A 14,994-nucleotide genomic window follows, 5' to 3' on the forward strand; every position below is an offset into this window, starting at 1 on the left:
CACGCTCTCGCCCGACGACCCTGCCCACGATCGCCCGGTGCGCACGGCGCCGGCTCAGCCACCATGCCTTCCATCGAGGGCTGTCAGTGCGGACAGTAGGCCAATGATCTGATGAATGTCAACGTTTCCGTGGCAGTGCGGCCTGGATGGCGAACAGGCCCAACATTGATCTGATGATTGCCTCGCGTTCACCCGGATCAAGACCTACAATGTGAGCGCTAACATCGACGACCACCTACGAGCACGCCTTTCGTCAAACGTCACGACCTCGGCAAGGAGCTCGATGGATCTACCGATGGGCCGTAGGCGATTCGTCACGGCCGCGGCGCTGACCGCCGGCGCCGCCGCCCTGCCCTCGGCGATGGCGGCCCGACCGGCCGCCGCCGCGGTCCCTCCTCAGGTCACGCTCCCCGACCGGGGCATCTACGACACCGCCCCCGCGACGGACTGGACTCACGGTTTCCTGAGCGGCAACGGCGAATACGGCGCGGTGCTCTACGGTGCGCCGGCGCTAGAGAAGGTGATCTTCAGCCACCATCGCTTCGTCCTGCCCAACGGCACCCGAAACGTGTCCCCGCCGGTCATCTCGGGCCGGCTCGCCGGTGTCCGCGACAAGGCGCTGGCCGGTGACTACAACGGCGCGAGGAGCGACTTCACCTCCGGCTGGAGCTTGCGCTGGACCCAGACCTTCCACCCCGGTTACGAAGTGCAAATCAGCACCCCGGGCGTGACCACCGTCAACGACTACGTCCGGATCACCGACTTCCGTACCGGCGAGGTCATCACCGCCTGGACCGACGCCAGCGGCACCTGGACCCGGCGCGCCTTCGTCTCCCGGGCCGACAAGGTGATCGTCCACGAACTCACCCCCGCGCCGGGCCGGACGATCGCCGCCACGCTGAGCGTCAACCCGGCGCTCAGCGGCGTCCCCGGCTCGGTCCGTTTCGCCGCCCTCGCCGCGGTCGACAACGGTTCGGGCTACCTGAACCTGCGCGGCACGTACCCGTCCGGACAGGGTGCGTTTGGCTACGAGGGTGTCACCCGGGTCGTGCCGACCGGAGGCACGGCCACCGCGAACGGAACGACAATCGTCGTCGCCGGCGCGGCCAAGCTCGTGCTGCTGACCAAGCTCGACCGGTACGAGTCCTCCACCGCCTGGGACGCCAAACCACTGCACGCCACGCTGGCCGCGCTGAGTGCCGACTACTCCTGGCTGCGTGGCCGGCACGTCACGGTGCATTCCGCCATGTACGACCGTTCCCGCCTCGACCTGAACGTCTCCGCCGCCGACCGGCAGCTGCCGACCGGCGAACTGATCGCCCGGCAGAACGCCAACCGCAACGTCATCGACGTCGCCCTGTTGGAGCGGCTGTACGACTCCGGCCGCTATCTGTTCATCAGCTCCAGCGGGGTCCTGCCGCCGCGGCTGACGGGAATCTGGACCGGGTCGTGGAACGCCGCCTGGGCCGACGACTTCACCACCGACGCCAACGTCAACCTCCAGGTCGCCGGCGGCAACATCCTCGACCTCACGGACGCCATGCGGGGCTACTTCGACCTGATCCTGGGCCAGCTCGCCCATTGGCGCACCAACGCGCGAAACCTGTACGGCGCCCGCGGTTTCCTCGCCCCGTCCCGCACCGACGGCGAGTACGGCCACATGCTGCACTTCGACGGAGGCTTTCCGGGCCACTGCTGGACCGGTGGCGCCGACTGGCTGGTCTACCCGCTGCTGGAGTACTACCAGGTCACCGGCGACCAGGCCTTCCTCAGGGACAAGCTCGGCCCCGCCCTGATGGAGCTGGCGTTGTTCTACGAGGACTTCCTTACCCGCACCGACTCGAGCGGCGACGTGGTGTTCGTGCCGTCGTTCTCGATGGAGAACTCACCGGCCAGCACCGGCGTCCATCTGGCCGTCAACGCCACCGGCGACATCCAGGCCGGCAAGCACGCCCTGCAGGCCGCCATCGACGCCGCCAACGCCCTCGGCCTCGAACAGGGCAGCGGCCAAGGCGTCCAACGCTGGACCGCGCTTCTGGGCAAGCTGCCGCCCTACACCGTCAACGGTGACGGTGCCCTCGCCGAATGGTCCTGGCCCGGGCTGACCGACCGCTACAACCACCGCCACGTCCACCATTTGTACGGGGTCTGGCCGTTGCACGAGATCAATCCGGAGGACGAGCCCGCTCTCGTCGCCGCCTCGCTGCGGGCGCTGGCGCTGCGCGGCGACGAGAACGTCTCCGCACACGGCAGCCTGCACCGGGCCCTGGCGGCCGCCCGGCTGAAGGACGGCAACCTCGTCTACGGCAACCTTCGCAAGATCCTCGGCAACGACATGGTCTTCAGGTCACTGATGACCTCACACAACCCCAACCTCGACATCTACAACGCCGACGCGGCCAACGCGCTGCCGGGCGTGCTCGGCGAAGCACTCGTCAACACCAGACCCGGCATCATCGAGCTGCTGCCCGCCCTGCCCGACCAACTCGCCAAGGGCGGCATCACCGGCGTACTCGGCCGCAACCGGGTCCGCGTCGACAACCTCACCTGGGACCTGACCGCCCGCACCGCGAGCGTGGCGCTCACCTCGGCGATCACCCAGAACATCACGCTCATCAGCCGCCGCGGGATGACCTCCATCTCCACCACCGCGACGGTCGCCTCCTCCCCGCTGGGCGCGCACGCCCGCGTGGTTTCGCTGACCGCTGGGCAACAGGCGCAGATCACCGTGGAGCTGCCCGACCGGCAACTGCCCGCCGGCTATCACCGCCTGGTAAACCGGCGCAGCGGAAAGGTACTCGACGTCTCCGGCGCCTCCACCGCCAACGGCGCCAAGATAATCCAGTGGTCGTGGACCGGCGCCACCAACCAGCAATGGCGCTTGGAGCCCAACGCCGACCAGTCGTTCAGGCTGGTCAGCCGCGGCAGCGGCAAGGTGCTCGAAAGCCCCGGCGGCTCGACCGCACAGGGCACCCAGCTCGACCAGTGGTCCGACACCGCCGGCACCCACCAGTGGTGGCGGCTTGTCGCTACCGGCGACGGCTACCACCGCCTGGTCAACGTCCGCAGTGGACACGTCGCCGACGTGTCCGGCGGATCGCTCGACGACGGCGCTCAAGTGATCCAGTGGGCCGCCGCCGGCGGCACCAACCAGCAGTGGCAACTCGTCGCTGTCTAACCCCTCGCAAACATCCACCCGGCCGCGCAGAAGTGAAAGGAACCGTACGTGAACGCAGCCGTTTCCACCGCTGCACGGTCGCTGGTGGCGGTCGCGGTGCTCGCCGCCGTCGCCTTGACGGCCACGGCGACCCACCAAACGCCCGCCTCGGCCGCGGTCCAGGCGACCTACTACGTCGCTCCGGACGGCAACGACACCAACGCGGGCACGATGGCGTCGCCGTTCAAGACCCTGCAACGCGCGCGAGACGCCGTCCGCACGATCAACGCGAACATGACCGGCGACATCCAGGTGTATCTTCGCGGCGGGACGTATCCGGTCAGCAGCACGATCGAGCTCGGGCCAAGTGACTCCGGCACCAACGGCTACCGGGTGGTGTACGCCGCCCACGCCAACGAGACGCCGGTCCTCGACGGCGGCGTCCCGGTGACCGGATGGACCCAGCACAGCGGCAACATCTGGAAGGCACCGCTCGACCGCGCCAACAAGCTGCGCACGCTCTACGTCAACGGCAAGCGGGCGTTTATGGCCTCGAAGACGATCAACTCGGCGGGCTGCCACGGGACGTACAACGTCACGGCCGGCCAAGCCGCGTGGGCCTGGGAGTCCGGATCGCAGTGCGAAGGCGCCAGATACAGCCTCTCCGACTTTCCCGCCATCCCCCGCAACCAGGACGACATCGAGATCGAAACGGGTACCACCTGGACCACGGCCATCGTGGGAGTCCGCCAGGTGACGACCACAGCCGACGGCGCCAGCCGGGTAGCGCTGTTCCAGCAACCGGGCGCGGCCATCGCCCAGGGCGCCTTCAACGGCAACGCCCAGGTCGGCGGCAGCCACAAGGTCATGAACGCCTACGAGTTCCTGGACACGCCGGGCGAGTTCTACTTCGACAAGACCAGCCGGACGCTGTACTACTACAAGGCCAGCGCGGAAAACATGGCGACCGCGGCGGTCGTCGCGCCGAACAACGTGTCGACCGTGCTAAAGATCGCCGGCACCTCGACGAGCGGCCACGCCCGCAACATCACGGTGTCGGGCCTGACGGTGCAGCACTCCGACTGGAACCTGTTCAACGTAGCCGGCTCCGCGTTCAAGCAGGCGCAGCAGGGCAACCTCGGCGCTCTCGCGTACGCGAAGGGCAACTTCCACGTCTACTACTACCGGAACGTCGACGTCACCCCCGGCATCATCCAGGTCGAAAACGCCGACGGGCTGGTCTTCCAGCGCAACCGGATCCAGCACACCGGCGCCGACGGCATAAACATGGTCAACGACGTGCAGGGCACCCAGCTGATCGGAAACTTCACCAACGACATCGCCGGATCGGCGATCACCGTGGGTCATCCGCAGCACGTCTACATCGGAGACCACACGGCCACCAACCGCGAGAAGTACCCGGCTCAGGTCGAAGGGCTGCCGAAGAACATCGAGATCAAGAACAACTACCTCTACGACAGCGCCGTGCTGTTCAACGGGCACAGCCCCATCTCGGCGTACTTCGCCGACACACTCACGATCCAGCGCAACCGGATCGAGAAGACGCCGTGGTCGGGCATCACGCTCGGCTGGGGCTGGTGGAACTTCGACGGGTCGTCCGGCTCGATCGCGCCCAACAGGCCGACCACGACGGCGAGAAACAACACCATCAGCCACAACCACATCATCGACACGGTGCAACGCCTCAGCGACACCGCCCCGATCTACACGCTGGGCAGCCAGCCCGGGACCACGGTGCACAGCAACTATCTCCAAGGCGTCCCGGCCGGCCACAAGTACGGACTTCACCCGGACGAGGGCTCGGCGTACATGACCTTCCGCGACAACGTGCTGAGCGTGGACAAGAACGTCACCTGGCTCATCAACTCCGACGACTTCGGGCGCAAGCACGACCTGAGCATCACGCAGATCTACGGGCCCATCAACAAGGTCTCCAACAAGAACCTGCCGAACAGCACCATCCACGACATCCTCGTCTCCTCCGACTACGTCTGGCCGGCGGCGGCATACGCCATCGCGGTGAGCTCGGGGCTGGAGGACGCGTTCCGCGACGTCATCCCGCCGAGCAACCTTTCCGTGCCGGACTACGTGCTGCCGGCCAGCACGTTTGTCAGCGGCGCCAGCGCGTCGATTCCGGTCCGTAGCACCGGCGACGCGAGCAGGACGATCTGGTTGGCTCCCGCCGGCACCACCACCTTCGCCGCCGGCCCGACGATGACGAGGGCGAGCGGCACGGCCACGTCCATCGCCGTACCGACGACGCAGGGCGAGTACCGGCTCTACGTCCTCGACGCCCAGGGCAACCGATCCGCCGAGTCCAAGTCGATCGTCAGGCAGCAGAGCGGCGGCAGCCAGCAGGGCGGCCAACTCGTGGGCGGCCAGTCCGGCCGCTGCGTCGACGTGCCCAACTCCGCCACCGCCAACGGCACTCAGATGCAGCTGTGGGACTGCGCCGCGGGCACGAACCAGCGGTGGACACACACCGCCACCAAGCAGCTGACCGTGTACGGCAACAAGTGCCTGGACGCGTCCGGCTCCGGGACGGCCAACGGCACCGCCGTCATCATCTGGGACTGCCACGGCGGGCTCAACCAGCAGTGGAACCTCAACGCCAACGGCACCGTCACGAACGTCCAATCCGGACTGTGCATGGACGCCAACGGCGCCGCTTCCGCCAACGGTACGAGGATCATCCTTTGGTCCTGCAACGGCGGCGCGAACCAGCAGTGGAGCCTTCGCAACTGACCGACCACACAGGCCGGGGACGGCGGTCACCGCCGTCCCCGGCACGGGGCGCCTATTCCTGGGCTTTGCCGCCGGTGATGCGGGAGACGACCAGGGCGATGAGGATGATGGCTCCGTTGAGCGCGCCGATCCACTGTGCCGGTACGCCGGCCAGGGTCAGCACGTTTTGGATCATGAAGAGCAGCAGGATGCCGGTGAAGGCGCCGAACATGGTGCCCCTGCCGCCGTTGAGGCTGACGCCCCCGATGACGGCGGCGGCGAAGACGGTGAAGATGGCGCCGTTGCCTTGGGAGGCGGCGACGGAGGCGAGCCGGCCGGAGAGCATCAGACCGCCGAGCGCGGCGAGGACGCTGGCGCCGGTCAAGGCGATCCACAGCACGCGGTCGGTGCGGATGCCGGCCGCCTTCGCCGCGTCGACGTTGCCGCCGATCGCGTACAGGGAGCGGCCGAAGCCGGTGTAGCCGAGCAGCACGATGCCGCCGGCGAACAGGACGACGCAGATCCAGATCGACGCGGGGACACCGAGCCATACCGCGGTGCCCAGGTACATCATCGACTCGGGCAGGTTGAAGAACGTCTGGCCGCCGGAGATCCCGGTCAGCAGTCCACGTAGGACGATGAGCATGCCGAGCGTCACGATGAACCCGTGGAGTCCGAACCGGACGATCAGCGCGGCGTTGGCGACGCCGACGAGGGCGCCCACGGCCAGCGTGATCGGGATGGCCCAGGCGCCCGGCAGCAGGCCGGTGCCGTGCCCGGCGCCGACCGCGACGGTCATCCAGGCCGCGACTCCTGGGGCGAGGCCGAACGTGGATTCCAGTGACAGGTCCATCTTGCCGGCGACCAGGACGACGGTCTGCGCCAGCACGAGCAGCGCGATCTCCGACATGGTCTGGGCGATGTTGATGAGGTTGTCGGGCTGGAGGAAGACCGGGTTGACGATCTGACCGACGACGGCGATGAGTGCGATCGCCGGCACCAGGGCCAGGTCCCGGAGTCGCGCGATGGCGAGCTTTCCGACCGGCCGGCGAGGTGGCGGTCCGGCGGCCACCGCGGAGCCGTCGGCGGCGCTCGCCGCGGTCATGGTCTTAGGCATCGACGGTCAGTCCTTCCATCGCGGCCACGAGGTCGTGGTCGCGCCAGCCGCTTGGCATTTCGGCGACGATCCGGCCCTGGAACATCACCAGGACGCGATCGCAGATACGTAGGTCGTCGAGCTCGTCGGAGGCGACGATCGCGCCGGTGCCGGCGGTCGCCACCTCGTCGATCTTGTCGAGGAGGAACTCCTTGGACCGCACGTCCACGCCCGCGGTGGGCGTGATGAGCACGAGCACCTTGGGGTCGTTGGCGAGGGCGCGAGCCATGACGACCTTCTGCTGGTTGCCGCCGGAGAGTCCGGAGACCGGCAGGTCCGGCCCCGGGGTCTTGATGGCCAGGGCGTCGATCAGCGTGCCGGCGATGGCGTCGCGGCGGCGGGTGCTGAGGAATCCGGCCGTCCCGAGCCGTTCCGGGATGGTCATGGTGGTGTTGTCCGCGACCGACATGCCCGCTACCAGGCCTTGATGATGGCGGTCCTGGGGCACGAAGCCGACACCACAGGCGAGCGCGGCGCCGACATGGCCGGCACGTGGCGTGCGGCCGTCGACGATGATCGCGCCGGCGTCCGGGGCACGGAGCCCGACGATGGCCTCGGCCACCTCGGTCTTGCCGCTGCCGCCGGCGCCCGCCAACCCGACGATCTCTCCGGCACCCACCTGGAACGTGATGTCCTCGAACAGGCCGTCCAGCCGCAGTCCGGCCACGTCCAGGACCACGCCCGCCTCGCCCGCCGGCGCGGTGCGCGAGCGGGGAACGTCGAGCGCGGTGGCCTCGCCGGTCATCGCGGCGACCAGCTCGCCGCGCGGGAGGTCGGCGACCGGCGCGGTGACCACGTGCCGGGCGTCGCGGAAGACCGTCACCATGTCGCAGATCTCGTAGACCTCCTGTAGGTGGTGGCTGATGAACAGGAAGGTGACGCCCTGCGTTTGCAGGTCGCGGATGTGGCCGAAGAGCCGGGCGATCGCGGCGGCGTCGAGCTGCGCGGTCGGTTCGTCGAGGATGATGAACCTGGCGCCGAACGACAGCGCCCGAGCGATCTCCACGAACTGGCGCTGCTCGACGCTCAGGTCCTTTGCCTTGGCGTCGACGTCCACATCGACCGACCAGACGGCCAGCAGATCCCGCGCGCGCTGGCGCAGCGAGCGCCAGCTGATCAGCCCGCTACGGCCCCGGTCGTACCGGTTGAGCATCAGGTTTTCGGCCACGGTCAGCTGCGGGATGATGGTGGACTTCTGGTAGACGCAGGCCACGTGTCGCCGCCACGCGTCCCGGTCGGACAGCCGGGGTGCCGCCGCGCCGGCGAAGAGGACCTGCCCGGTGTCGGGCGCCTGGAGTCCGGTCAGGATCGACACGAGAGTGGACTTGCCGGCGCCGTTGCGGCCGACGAGGGCGTGTGTCTCCCCCGGCAGCACACGGATGTGCGCCTGGTCGAGTGCCACGGTCGAGCCGTACCGCTTGGTGATGTCGATGGCCTCCACGGCGGGCGGATCCGCACGGACCCGCCCGCCGTCGCTGTCGTTCATCTCGGTGTCTTCTCCCTCGCCGATCAGCCGATGTTGTTGCCCCACAGGGACTTGTCATCCGGCTTGAGGCTCGTCACGCCGCCGTAGCTGCCGCCGTCCGCGGTGACCAGCGGGGCGGAGAGCTGGTCCTCGAGCACCCCGTCGCGCACCTGGATGATCGTGCTGTCGTGGTCGGTGGGGCCGGGCTGGAAGGTCTTGCCCTCGATGGCCGCCTTGACGTAGAAGAGGGCGTACTTGGCGTAGAGGTCGGCGGGCTGGGAGACGGTGGCGTCGATGTTGCCGGCGGCGATGTCCTGGAGCTCCTTGGGGATGCCGTCGTTGGAGACCACGAAGACGTGCTTCGGGTCGTCCGGCGCGGTGAGCAGACCGCGCTGCTTGAGCAGTTGGAGCGTGCCGGCCAGGGCGAAGCTCGACTGCATGTAGACGCCCTTGATGTCCGGGTGCTCGGTGAGGCGGATCTGGAGCTTCTGCGAGGCGAGCGCGCCGTCCCAGTTGGTCGCCTCCCCGAAGACCGTGATGCCGGGGTAGTTCTTCTTCATGCAGTCGTTGAACGCCTCGGTGCGGTCGCGGCCGTTGATCGAGGCCAGGTCGCCCTGGAGCATCACGACCTTGCCGGCTCCCTTGAGCTTGGTGCCGAGGAACTGGCAGGCCTTCTCGCCGTAGGCGCGGTTGTCGGCGCGCACCACCATGAAGACCTCACCGGAGTCGGGCCGGGTGTCGATGGTCACGACCGGGATCTTCTTGGCGGCGAGCGACTGCAACGCCGGGGCGATCGCGGCGGTGTCCTGCGGTGCCATCGCGATGCCCTTGACGCCCTGGCTGATGAACGACTGCACGTTGGAGGTCAGCTTCGCCACGTCGTTCTGCGAGTTGGTGGTCTTCAGGTCGAGCCCGAGCTCGCCGGCGAACTGGGGCGTGTACTTGATGTACGAGTTCCAGAAGTCGGTGTCCGACCGCGGGTAGTCGACGCCGACGACCACCGGTTTGGTGCCACCGTCCCCGCTCGTCGAATCGTCGCCGCCGCATGCGCTGAGCAACGCGGCGGCGGACGTCAGGACTGCTGCTGTCGCGGCGATGCCTCTCAGGTTCATTGATACTCCTATGTGGAAGGTGCCCGGACATGACTCCACTGCGGACCGTCGGGAAACGTGTACGCGGCGACCGACTCCGGGTGCATCCGCGCTCCGATGCCGGGAGCCTCGGGCGCCACGTAGTGCCCCTCCCGGATGACGACCGGATCGGCGAAGTGCTGGTGCAGGTGGTCGACGTACTCGATGACCCGGCCTTCGGTGCTGCCGCTGACCGCCACGTAGTCGAACATCGCCAGGTGCTGCACCATCTCGCACAGGCCGACACCCCCGGCGTGCGGGCAGACCGGCACGCCGAACTTGGCGGCCAGGAGGAGGATCGCGATGTTCTCGTTCACACCGGCGACACGCGTGGCGTCCAGTTGCAGGACGTCGATCGCGCCGGCTTGGAGCAGTTGCTTGAACATGACCTGGTTGTGGCAGTGCTCGCCGGTGGCCACCTTGATCGGCATCACGGCTCGGCGGATGGCGGCGTGGCCGAGGATGTCGTCGGGTGAGGTCGGCTCCTCGATCCAGTACGGGTCGTACGGTGCCAGTGACCTCAGCCAGGCGATCGCCTGCTCGACGCCCCACGCCTGGTTGGCGTCGATCGCGATCCGGGTGCCGGCACCCACCGCCTCCCGGGCCAGGGCCACCCGCCGGATGTCGACGTCGTTGTCGGCGCCGACCTTGAGCTTTATCAAGCCGAACCCGTCGGCCACCGCCTCCCTGGCCAACCGGACCAGCTTCTCGTCGGTGTAGCCCAGCCAGCCGGGCGTGGTCGTGTACGCCGGGTAGCCGCGCGCGAGCAGCTCCTTCTGCCGCTGCTCCCGCCCGGGTGCCGCCCGGCGAAGGATGTCCAGCGCCTCCTCCGGGGTGAGCGCGTCGCGCAGGTACCGGAAGTCGACGAGGCCGACGAGTTGGGCTGGCGGCATCTCGGCCAGCAACCGCCACAACGGCTTGCCCTCCCGCCGGGCGTACAGGTCCCAGGCCGCGTTCACGATCGCGCCGGCGGCCATGTGGATGGCGCCTTTGTGTGGACCGAGCCAGCGCAGCTGGCTGTCACCGGTCAGCCGCTCGGAGAACCCGCGCAGGTCGCCCAGGACGTCGGCGACCGGCAGCCCCACCACCAGCGGCGCCAGCGCACGGATCGCGGCGACCTGGACGTCGTTGCCGCGCCCGACCGTGAACGCGAGCCCGAACCCCTCCTCGCCGCCGCTCGTCCGGATCGCCACGTACGCGGCGGAGTAGTCCGGCTCCGGGTTCATCGCATCCGACCCGTCCAACTCGCGGGAGGTCGGGAACCGGACGTCGATCGCGTCCACCGCGACGATTAATCCACCGTGCGCCATGGGATGTCTTTATAGCCGCCGGCAAGGCGTACGTCTAGAGACAGGCGATCTAGCTGGGATTTCGTATCAGCAAGCTCATCAATGGGTGATCGCTACGATACGTAAGGTGCCGAGACATGGGATCACCTGCTAGCGTTTGGACCGCGTACCTCACCCCGTCCAGCTGGCTGCTAACGTGCGGGGCCCAGTCCGAAGGACCCACGAATGTCGCTGACCGACAAGGCGATGACACGCCTCCGGGAGATGATCCAGTCCGGTGAGCTCCCGCCGGGCTCGAAGCTGCCCCCGGAGCAGCAGCTCGCCTCGGAGCTGGGCGTCGGACGAAACATCATGCGCGAGGCCGTGCGCGCGTTGGTGGCCGCCAGGGTGCTGGAGGTCCGGCGGGGCAACGGCACCTTCGTCACCAGCCTCGAGCCACGCGTCCTCCTCGAAGGCATCAGCGGCGCGGTCGAGCTGCTGCGCGGCGAGACGATGCTCGAGCTCACCGAGGTGCGCCGCCTGTTCGAGAGCGCCGCCACCGGCCTGGCCGCCACCCGCATCTCACCCCGGCAGCTCGCCGAGGTAAAGGGCCACCTGGAGGCGATGCGCGCCGCGGCCGACGACGTCGAGCTGCTCAACCAGCACGACGCCGCCTTCCACCGCGCGGTGGTCGCCGCCACCGGCAACGAGACCCTGTCGACGGTCCTGGAAGGGATCTCCAGCCGGACCTTGCGGGCACGGGTGTGGCGCGGCCTTGTCGACGCGGACGCCGCCGACCGCACCCTTCGCGAACACGAGGCGATCTACATGGCGCTGGCGGCGGGCGACGCCATCCAGGCGCAGGCGGCCGCCCTGATGCACATCACCACCACCGAGAACTGGCTGCGCGCCCACCATCGCGAAAATCCGGACGGACCCTGAGCTATGCCACCGCGGCGTTCGACACCTGCCATTTCTGGTTGTCACCGCCCCAGCAGGTCCAGAGCTGGACCTTGAAGGTGCTGGTGTTCACGTCCAGGCAAAGGCCTGATTGGACACTCCGGACGGTGCCGTCGGCGCCGATCGTCCATCGCTGGTTGTCGCCGCCGTTGCAGGCGTACGTGCCGACCACCGTGCCGTTCGCGGTCCCCCGGTTGTAGGCGTCCAGGCACTTCTGGCCGCCGAGCGCGGTGAGCTGTCCTCCGGTCGTCGGCGTCCACCGCTGCGCGGCCGTGCTACCGCAGGTGGACACCTGGACCTGGGTGTTGGTGGTGGTGGCACCGGGGATGTCCAGGCAGCGCGCGGTGCCGACGTTGCGCAGCAGTTTGGCCGGGGCCGGATCGCCACCGCCGTCGCCCAGGCCCCAGCCGTACTTGAGCCGTTCGAGACCGCTGGCGTTGGGGGTGCTGAGCGTGAGGTTGGCACCGGTGCCGTGCAGCTTCTGCATGGCGTACCAGTCGTCGGCCTGGCCGGCGGTCACCTTGCCGCCGAGACCCGGCCAGTAGATCGAGCCCATCCGAAGCTCGCGCAGGATCGTGGTGGTCGCGCGGAAGTAGCGCACGAAGTTGTCGCCGCTGGCGGCGTCGTTGTAGTCGAGTCCGGTGTCCATCGGTGCGCCGAACTCGTCGATCACGGTGCGGTCGGCGCAGGAGCCGATCGCGTCCCGCAGGAAGGCCACCCACTGGTCGTAGTTCTTGGCACCGCTGAAGAACGTGTAGTGGTGCAGCGACAGGAAGGTCCCGTCGAGGCGGCGGTCGGCGCACATCGACTTGATGTCGGTGTTCAGGCCGGCGCCGCTGACGAAGATCCGGTTTCGTGGGATCGACGGGCGCGCGCTGATCCAGTTGCTGACCACGTTCGCCCAGTCGCTGGCGCTGTGCCCGCCCGGCTCGTTCATCGGCTCGAAGTAGACAAGGTTGTTGGTGCCGTACCTTGCGACCACGGTGTTCCACATCGTGTCGAACGCGGTCGGGTTGACGATGCGGCCGCCGCTGGCGGCCACCCCGTCGTCCCAATAGGACAGCACGACCTTGAAACCCTTGTCCGTGGCCGCGTCGATCGCACCGGTGTACGCGTTCCACCAGTTCGTACCGACGGTGTACGTGTTGATCGGCAACCGGACGGTGTTGGCGTCGAGGTTGTTCTGAAAGCCGGTGTAGATCGCGTTGGCCTTGGCCACGACCGTCGCGTAGCTGTCGGAGCTACTCAGTCCGTACAGCACCAGTGGACCGCCGTGGAAGTTGTCACCCAGTCGGGCCCAGTTGACACCTCGAAACTGGGAGGTGTCGGCCGGAGCCGGCGACGCACCGCCGAGCACCGCGACGGGCACCGCGGCAACAACAGCCAAGGCGCGGGCGAGGTGGCGCCGGAGGTGGGGGCGGGGCATAGCCGTTCCTTTCCATGGGGCATCACGGTGGAGCCGGACCAGAGCGAGGCGGGCTCGGCGCAAGGCCGAGCCCGCCGTCGGTAAGTGTTTAGCGTTGCAGGGTCAAAAGACCGGGTCGGTAGGGCAGCAGGCCGTATTCGGTGCCGTCGGAGCTGGGCGAACGACCCTGGTAGAGCAGTTGCAGGTTGCACGGGTCGACGGTCATCGTCTGGTCGGCGTTGCTACGGATCAGCTCGCCGTGACTGATGTCGTTGGTCCACGTCGCGCCGCTGTTGGCCTTACCCGCGAACGGGTTGCTCTCACTGGCCGCCTGCGGCGTCCACGTCCCACCCAGACTTGTCGAGGTGAACGAACGGAAGTAACGGCCCTGCGCACCGATCGCCTCGACGATCATCAGATACAGGTTCTGCCCCTGGATCTTGTAAACCTGGACCGCCTCGAACAGGTTGTTGGTACTGTCCGTCATGATCACCGTAGCCTGGTTGCCGAAACTGCCCGGGAAGTTCCCGATCGGCATGCTGGCCCGGTAGATCCGGCCGTTGTCGCCGGCGAAGAACAGGTACATGTTGCTGCTGTCACCGATCAGCGCCTGGTCGATCGGCCCGGTGTTGGAGTTGGAGATGCTCGCCGTGGACAGCACCTGCTGCGACGACCAGCCATTCGGATTGGTCGGATCGCTGGACGTGCGGTAGGAGAACGCGGTCCCACCCCACTGGTAGGCCAGCACCCAGATGTTTCTGGGGGCGAAGTAGAACAGCGACGGCGCGACGGTGCCCGACGACATCGTGTTCTGGCTCGCCGAGGCCATCTGCGACCAGTCGGAGAAGAGACTGAAGTTCATCGAACCCCACGACGTACCGAAATCGTGCGTGGTCGCGTAGACAAGATGCCGCCCGTTGTACGGAGCATAGGTGAAGTCCTTCAACGACACCCACCCCGACTTCGGGTTCGCCAACGGACCCGTCGACGACCAGCTGTACCTCGACGGAAGTGAGCACGTGCCGGTCGGTGGCGGCGACGTCGGCGGGGTGGTCGGCGTCCCGCCGATGCGGACGAGTTGCCACTGCTGGTTGCTGCCACCCACGTCGGTGTACTGCACCACGTTGCCGCCGTCGTTGGTCGCGGCACCCTGCACCTCGACCGCCTTGTTGCTGTTCCGGTTGATCAACCGGACGTAGCCGCCGTCCGAGTCGGCCAGCCGAAACTGCTGGTTCGCCCCGTTGTGGTCGGACCATTGCACGATCGCGGCACCGTCCGCGGTGGAGACGTTGGAGACGTCCAGCACCTTGCCCGAGTGTCGCGACCTGATCCGGTAGTAGCCGCCACCACTGTCCACGAACTGCCACTGCTGGTTGGCTTGGTCATGACGCGACCACTGAATGATCCGCGCACCGTCGGTGGTAGCGGCGCCGTTGACGTCCACGGCCTTACCGCTGTTTCGGTTTACCAGCACGTACCAGGCCGTGGTGTCCACTGTGGCCGCAGACGCCGACGTGGCGACGACCGTGACCAGCGCACCACCCACGACCACCGCGGCGGCCGCGGCGGCCAACACACGACGCCACCTCACGGTGCGCGCCGACACATCCGACATGGCTTCACTCCTTTTCGATCAAACCCAGACCGTTGCGATAGCCGCTGGGCCGGCGCGGAGTTTGCCCTCTCCGCGCCGGCCCTCCGCGTCCCC

At 68.0% G+C, this 14,994-nt stretch carries 9 protein-coding genes; 3 read left to right on the top strand and 6 right to left on the bottom strand.

The annotated features are described in order from the left end of the window. The first annotated feature begins 295 nt into the window (after positions 1-295). Entirely contained in the window at positions 296-3,178 is a 2,883-nt protein-coding gene (locus ACTMTJ_RS14555; protein ID WP_441216913.1) for a glycosyl hydrolase family 95 catalytic domain-containing protein, read from the top strand. Between the two features lie 48 nt (positions 3,179-3,226). Next, positions 3,227-5,923, top strand: coding sequence for an RICIN domain-containing protein (locus tag ACTMTJ_RS14560; RefSeq protein WP_441216914.1), 2,697 nt, complete (start codon positions 3,227-3,229; stop codon positions 5,921-5,923). A gap of 52 nt (positions 5,924-5,975) precedes the next feature. Here ACTMTJ_RS14560 and ACTMTJ_RS14565 read toward each other — a convergent pair whose 3' ends face one another. Genes ACTMTJ_RS14565 through ACTMTJ_RS14580 form a run of 4 tightly spaced genes read right to left on the bottom strand, consistent with a single transcriptional unit; the run spans position 5,976 to position 10,963 of the window. After that, entirely contained in the window at positions 5,976-7,019 is a 1,044-nt protein-coding gene (locus ACTMTJ_RS14565) for an ABC transporter permease (RefSeq protein WP_441216915.1), read from the bottom strand. Continuing rightward, on the bottom strand, positions 7,012-8,544 hold the full coding sequence (locus ACTMTJ_RS14570) for a sugar ABC transporter ATP-binding protein (RefSeq protein ID WP_441216916.1): 1,533 nt from the start codon (positions 8,542-8,544) through the stop codon (positions 7,012-7,014). The genes ACTMTJ_RS14565 and ACTMTJ_RS14570 overlap by 8 nt, the downstream gene beginning before the upstream one ends. 23 nt (positions 8,545-8,567) lie before the next feature. Further along, complete coding sequence (locus tag ACTMTJ_RS14575) at positions 8,568-9,635, bottom strand: sugar ABC transporter substrate-binding protein (protein WP_441216917.1); 1,068 nt, start codon at positions 9,633-9,635, stop codon at positions 8,568-8,570. Positions 9,636-9,643: 8 nt separating this feature from the next. Continuing rightward, the gene (locus tag ACTMTJ_RS14580) at positions 9,644-10,963 is read right to left on the bottom strand and encodes an enolase C-terminal domain-like protein (RefSeq protein ID WP_441216918.1); all 1,320 of its coding nucleotides are present in this window, start codon (positions 10,961-10,963) and stop codon (positions 9,644-9,646) included. Between the two features lie 204 nt (positions 10,964-11,167). On the opposite strand from ACTMTJ_RS14580, the gene ACTMTJ_RS14585 reads away from it, so the two are divergent. Beyond that, positions 11,168-11,863, top strand: a complete 696-nt coding sequence (locus ACTMTJ_RS14585) for a FadR/GntR family transcriptional regulator (protein WP_441216919.1) — start codon at positions 11,168-11,170, stop codon at positions 11,861-11,863. Position 11,864: 1 nt separating this feature from the next. On the opposite strand, the gene ACTMTJ_RS14590 is transcribed toward ACTMTJ_RS14585, so the two are convergent. Then, complete coding sequence (locus ACTMTJ_RS14590; protein WP_441216920.1) at positions 11,865-13,307, bottom strand: RICIN domain-containing protein; 1,443 nt, start codon at positions 13,305-13,307, stop codon at positions 11,865-11,867. An 88-nt stretch (positions 13,308-13,395) separates the two neighbouring features. Then, positions 13,396-14,901: a non-reducing end alpha-L-arabinofuranosidase family hydrolase gene (locus ACTMTJ_RS14595; protein WP_441216921.1), complete on the bottom strand. Its 1,506-nt coding sequence runs from the start codon at positions 14,899-14,901 to the stop codon at positions 13,396-13,398. Between the last annotated feature and the right edge of the window lie 93 nt (positions 14,902-14,994).

The organism is Phytohabitans sp. LJ34, assembly GCF_052068095.1.
In the GTDB taxonomy this organism is placed as follows: domain Bacteria; phylum Actinomycetota; class Actinomycetes; order Mycobacteriales; family Micromonosporaceae; genus Phytohabitans.

Bases quoted from the DNA above. Each gene is read 5' to 3' on its own strand.
- ACTMTJ_RS14555 (WP_441216913.1), top strand. From the start codon at position 296: ATGGGCCGTAGGCGATTCGTCACGGCCGCGGCGCTGACCGCCGGCGCC.
- ACTMTJ_RS14565 (WP_441216915.1), bottom strand. From the start codon at position 7,019: ATGCCTAAGACCATGACCGCGGCGAGCGCCGCCGACGGCTCCGCGGTG.
- ACTMTJ_RS14570 (WP_441216916.1), bottom strand. From the start codon at position 8,544: ATGAACGACAGCGACGGCGGGCGGGTCCGTGCGGATCCGCCCGCCGTG.
- ACTMTJ_RS14575 (WP_441216917.1), bottom strand. From the start codon at position 9,635: ATGAACCTGAGAGGCATCGCCGCGACAGCAGCAGTCCTGACGTCCGCC.
- ACTMTJ_RS14580 (WP_441216918.1), bottom strand. From the start codon at position 10,963: ATGGCGCACGGTGGATTAATCGTCGCGGTGGACGCGATCGACGTCCGG.
- ACTMTJ_RS14585 (WP_441216919.1), top strand. From the start codon at position 11,168: ATGTCGCTGACCGACAAGGCGATGACACGCCTCCGGGAGATGATCCAG.
- ACTMTJ_RS14590 (WP_441216920.1), bottom strand. From the start codon at position 13,307: ATGCCCCGCCCCCACCTCCGGCGCCACCTCGCCCGCGCCTTGGCTGTT.
- ACTMTJ_RS14595 (WP_441216921.1), bottom strand. From the start codon at position 14,901: ATGTCGGATGTGTCGGCGCGCACCGTGAGGTGGCGTCGTGTGTTGGCC.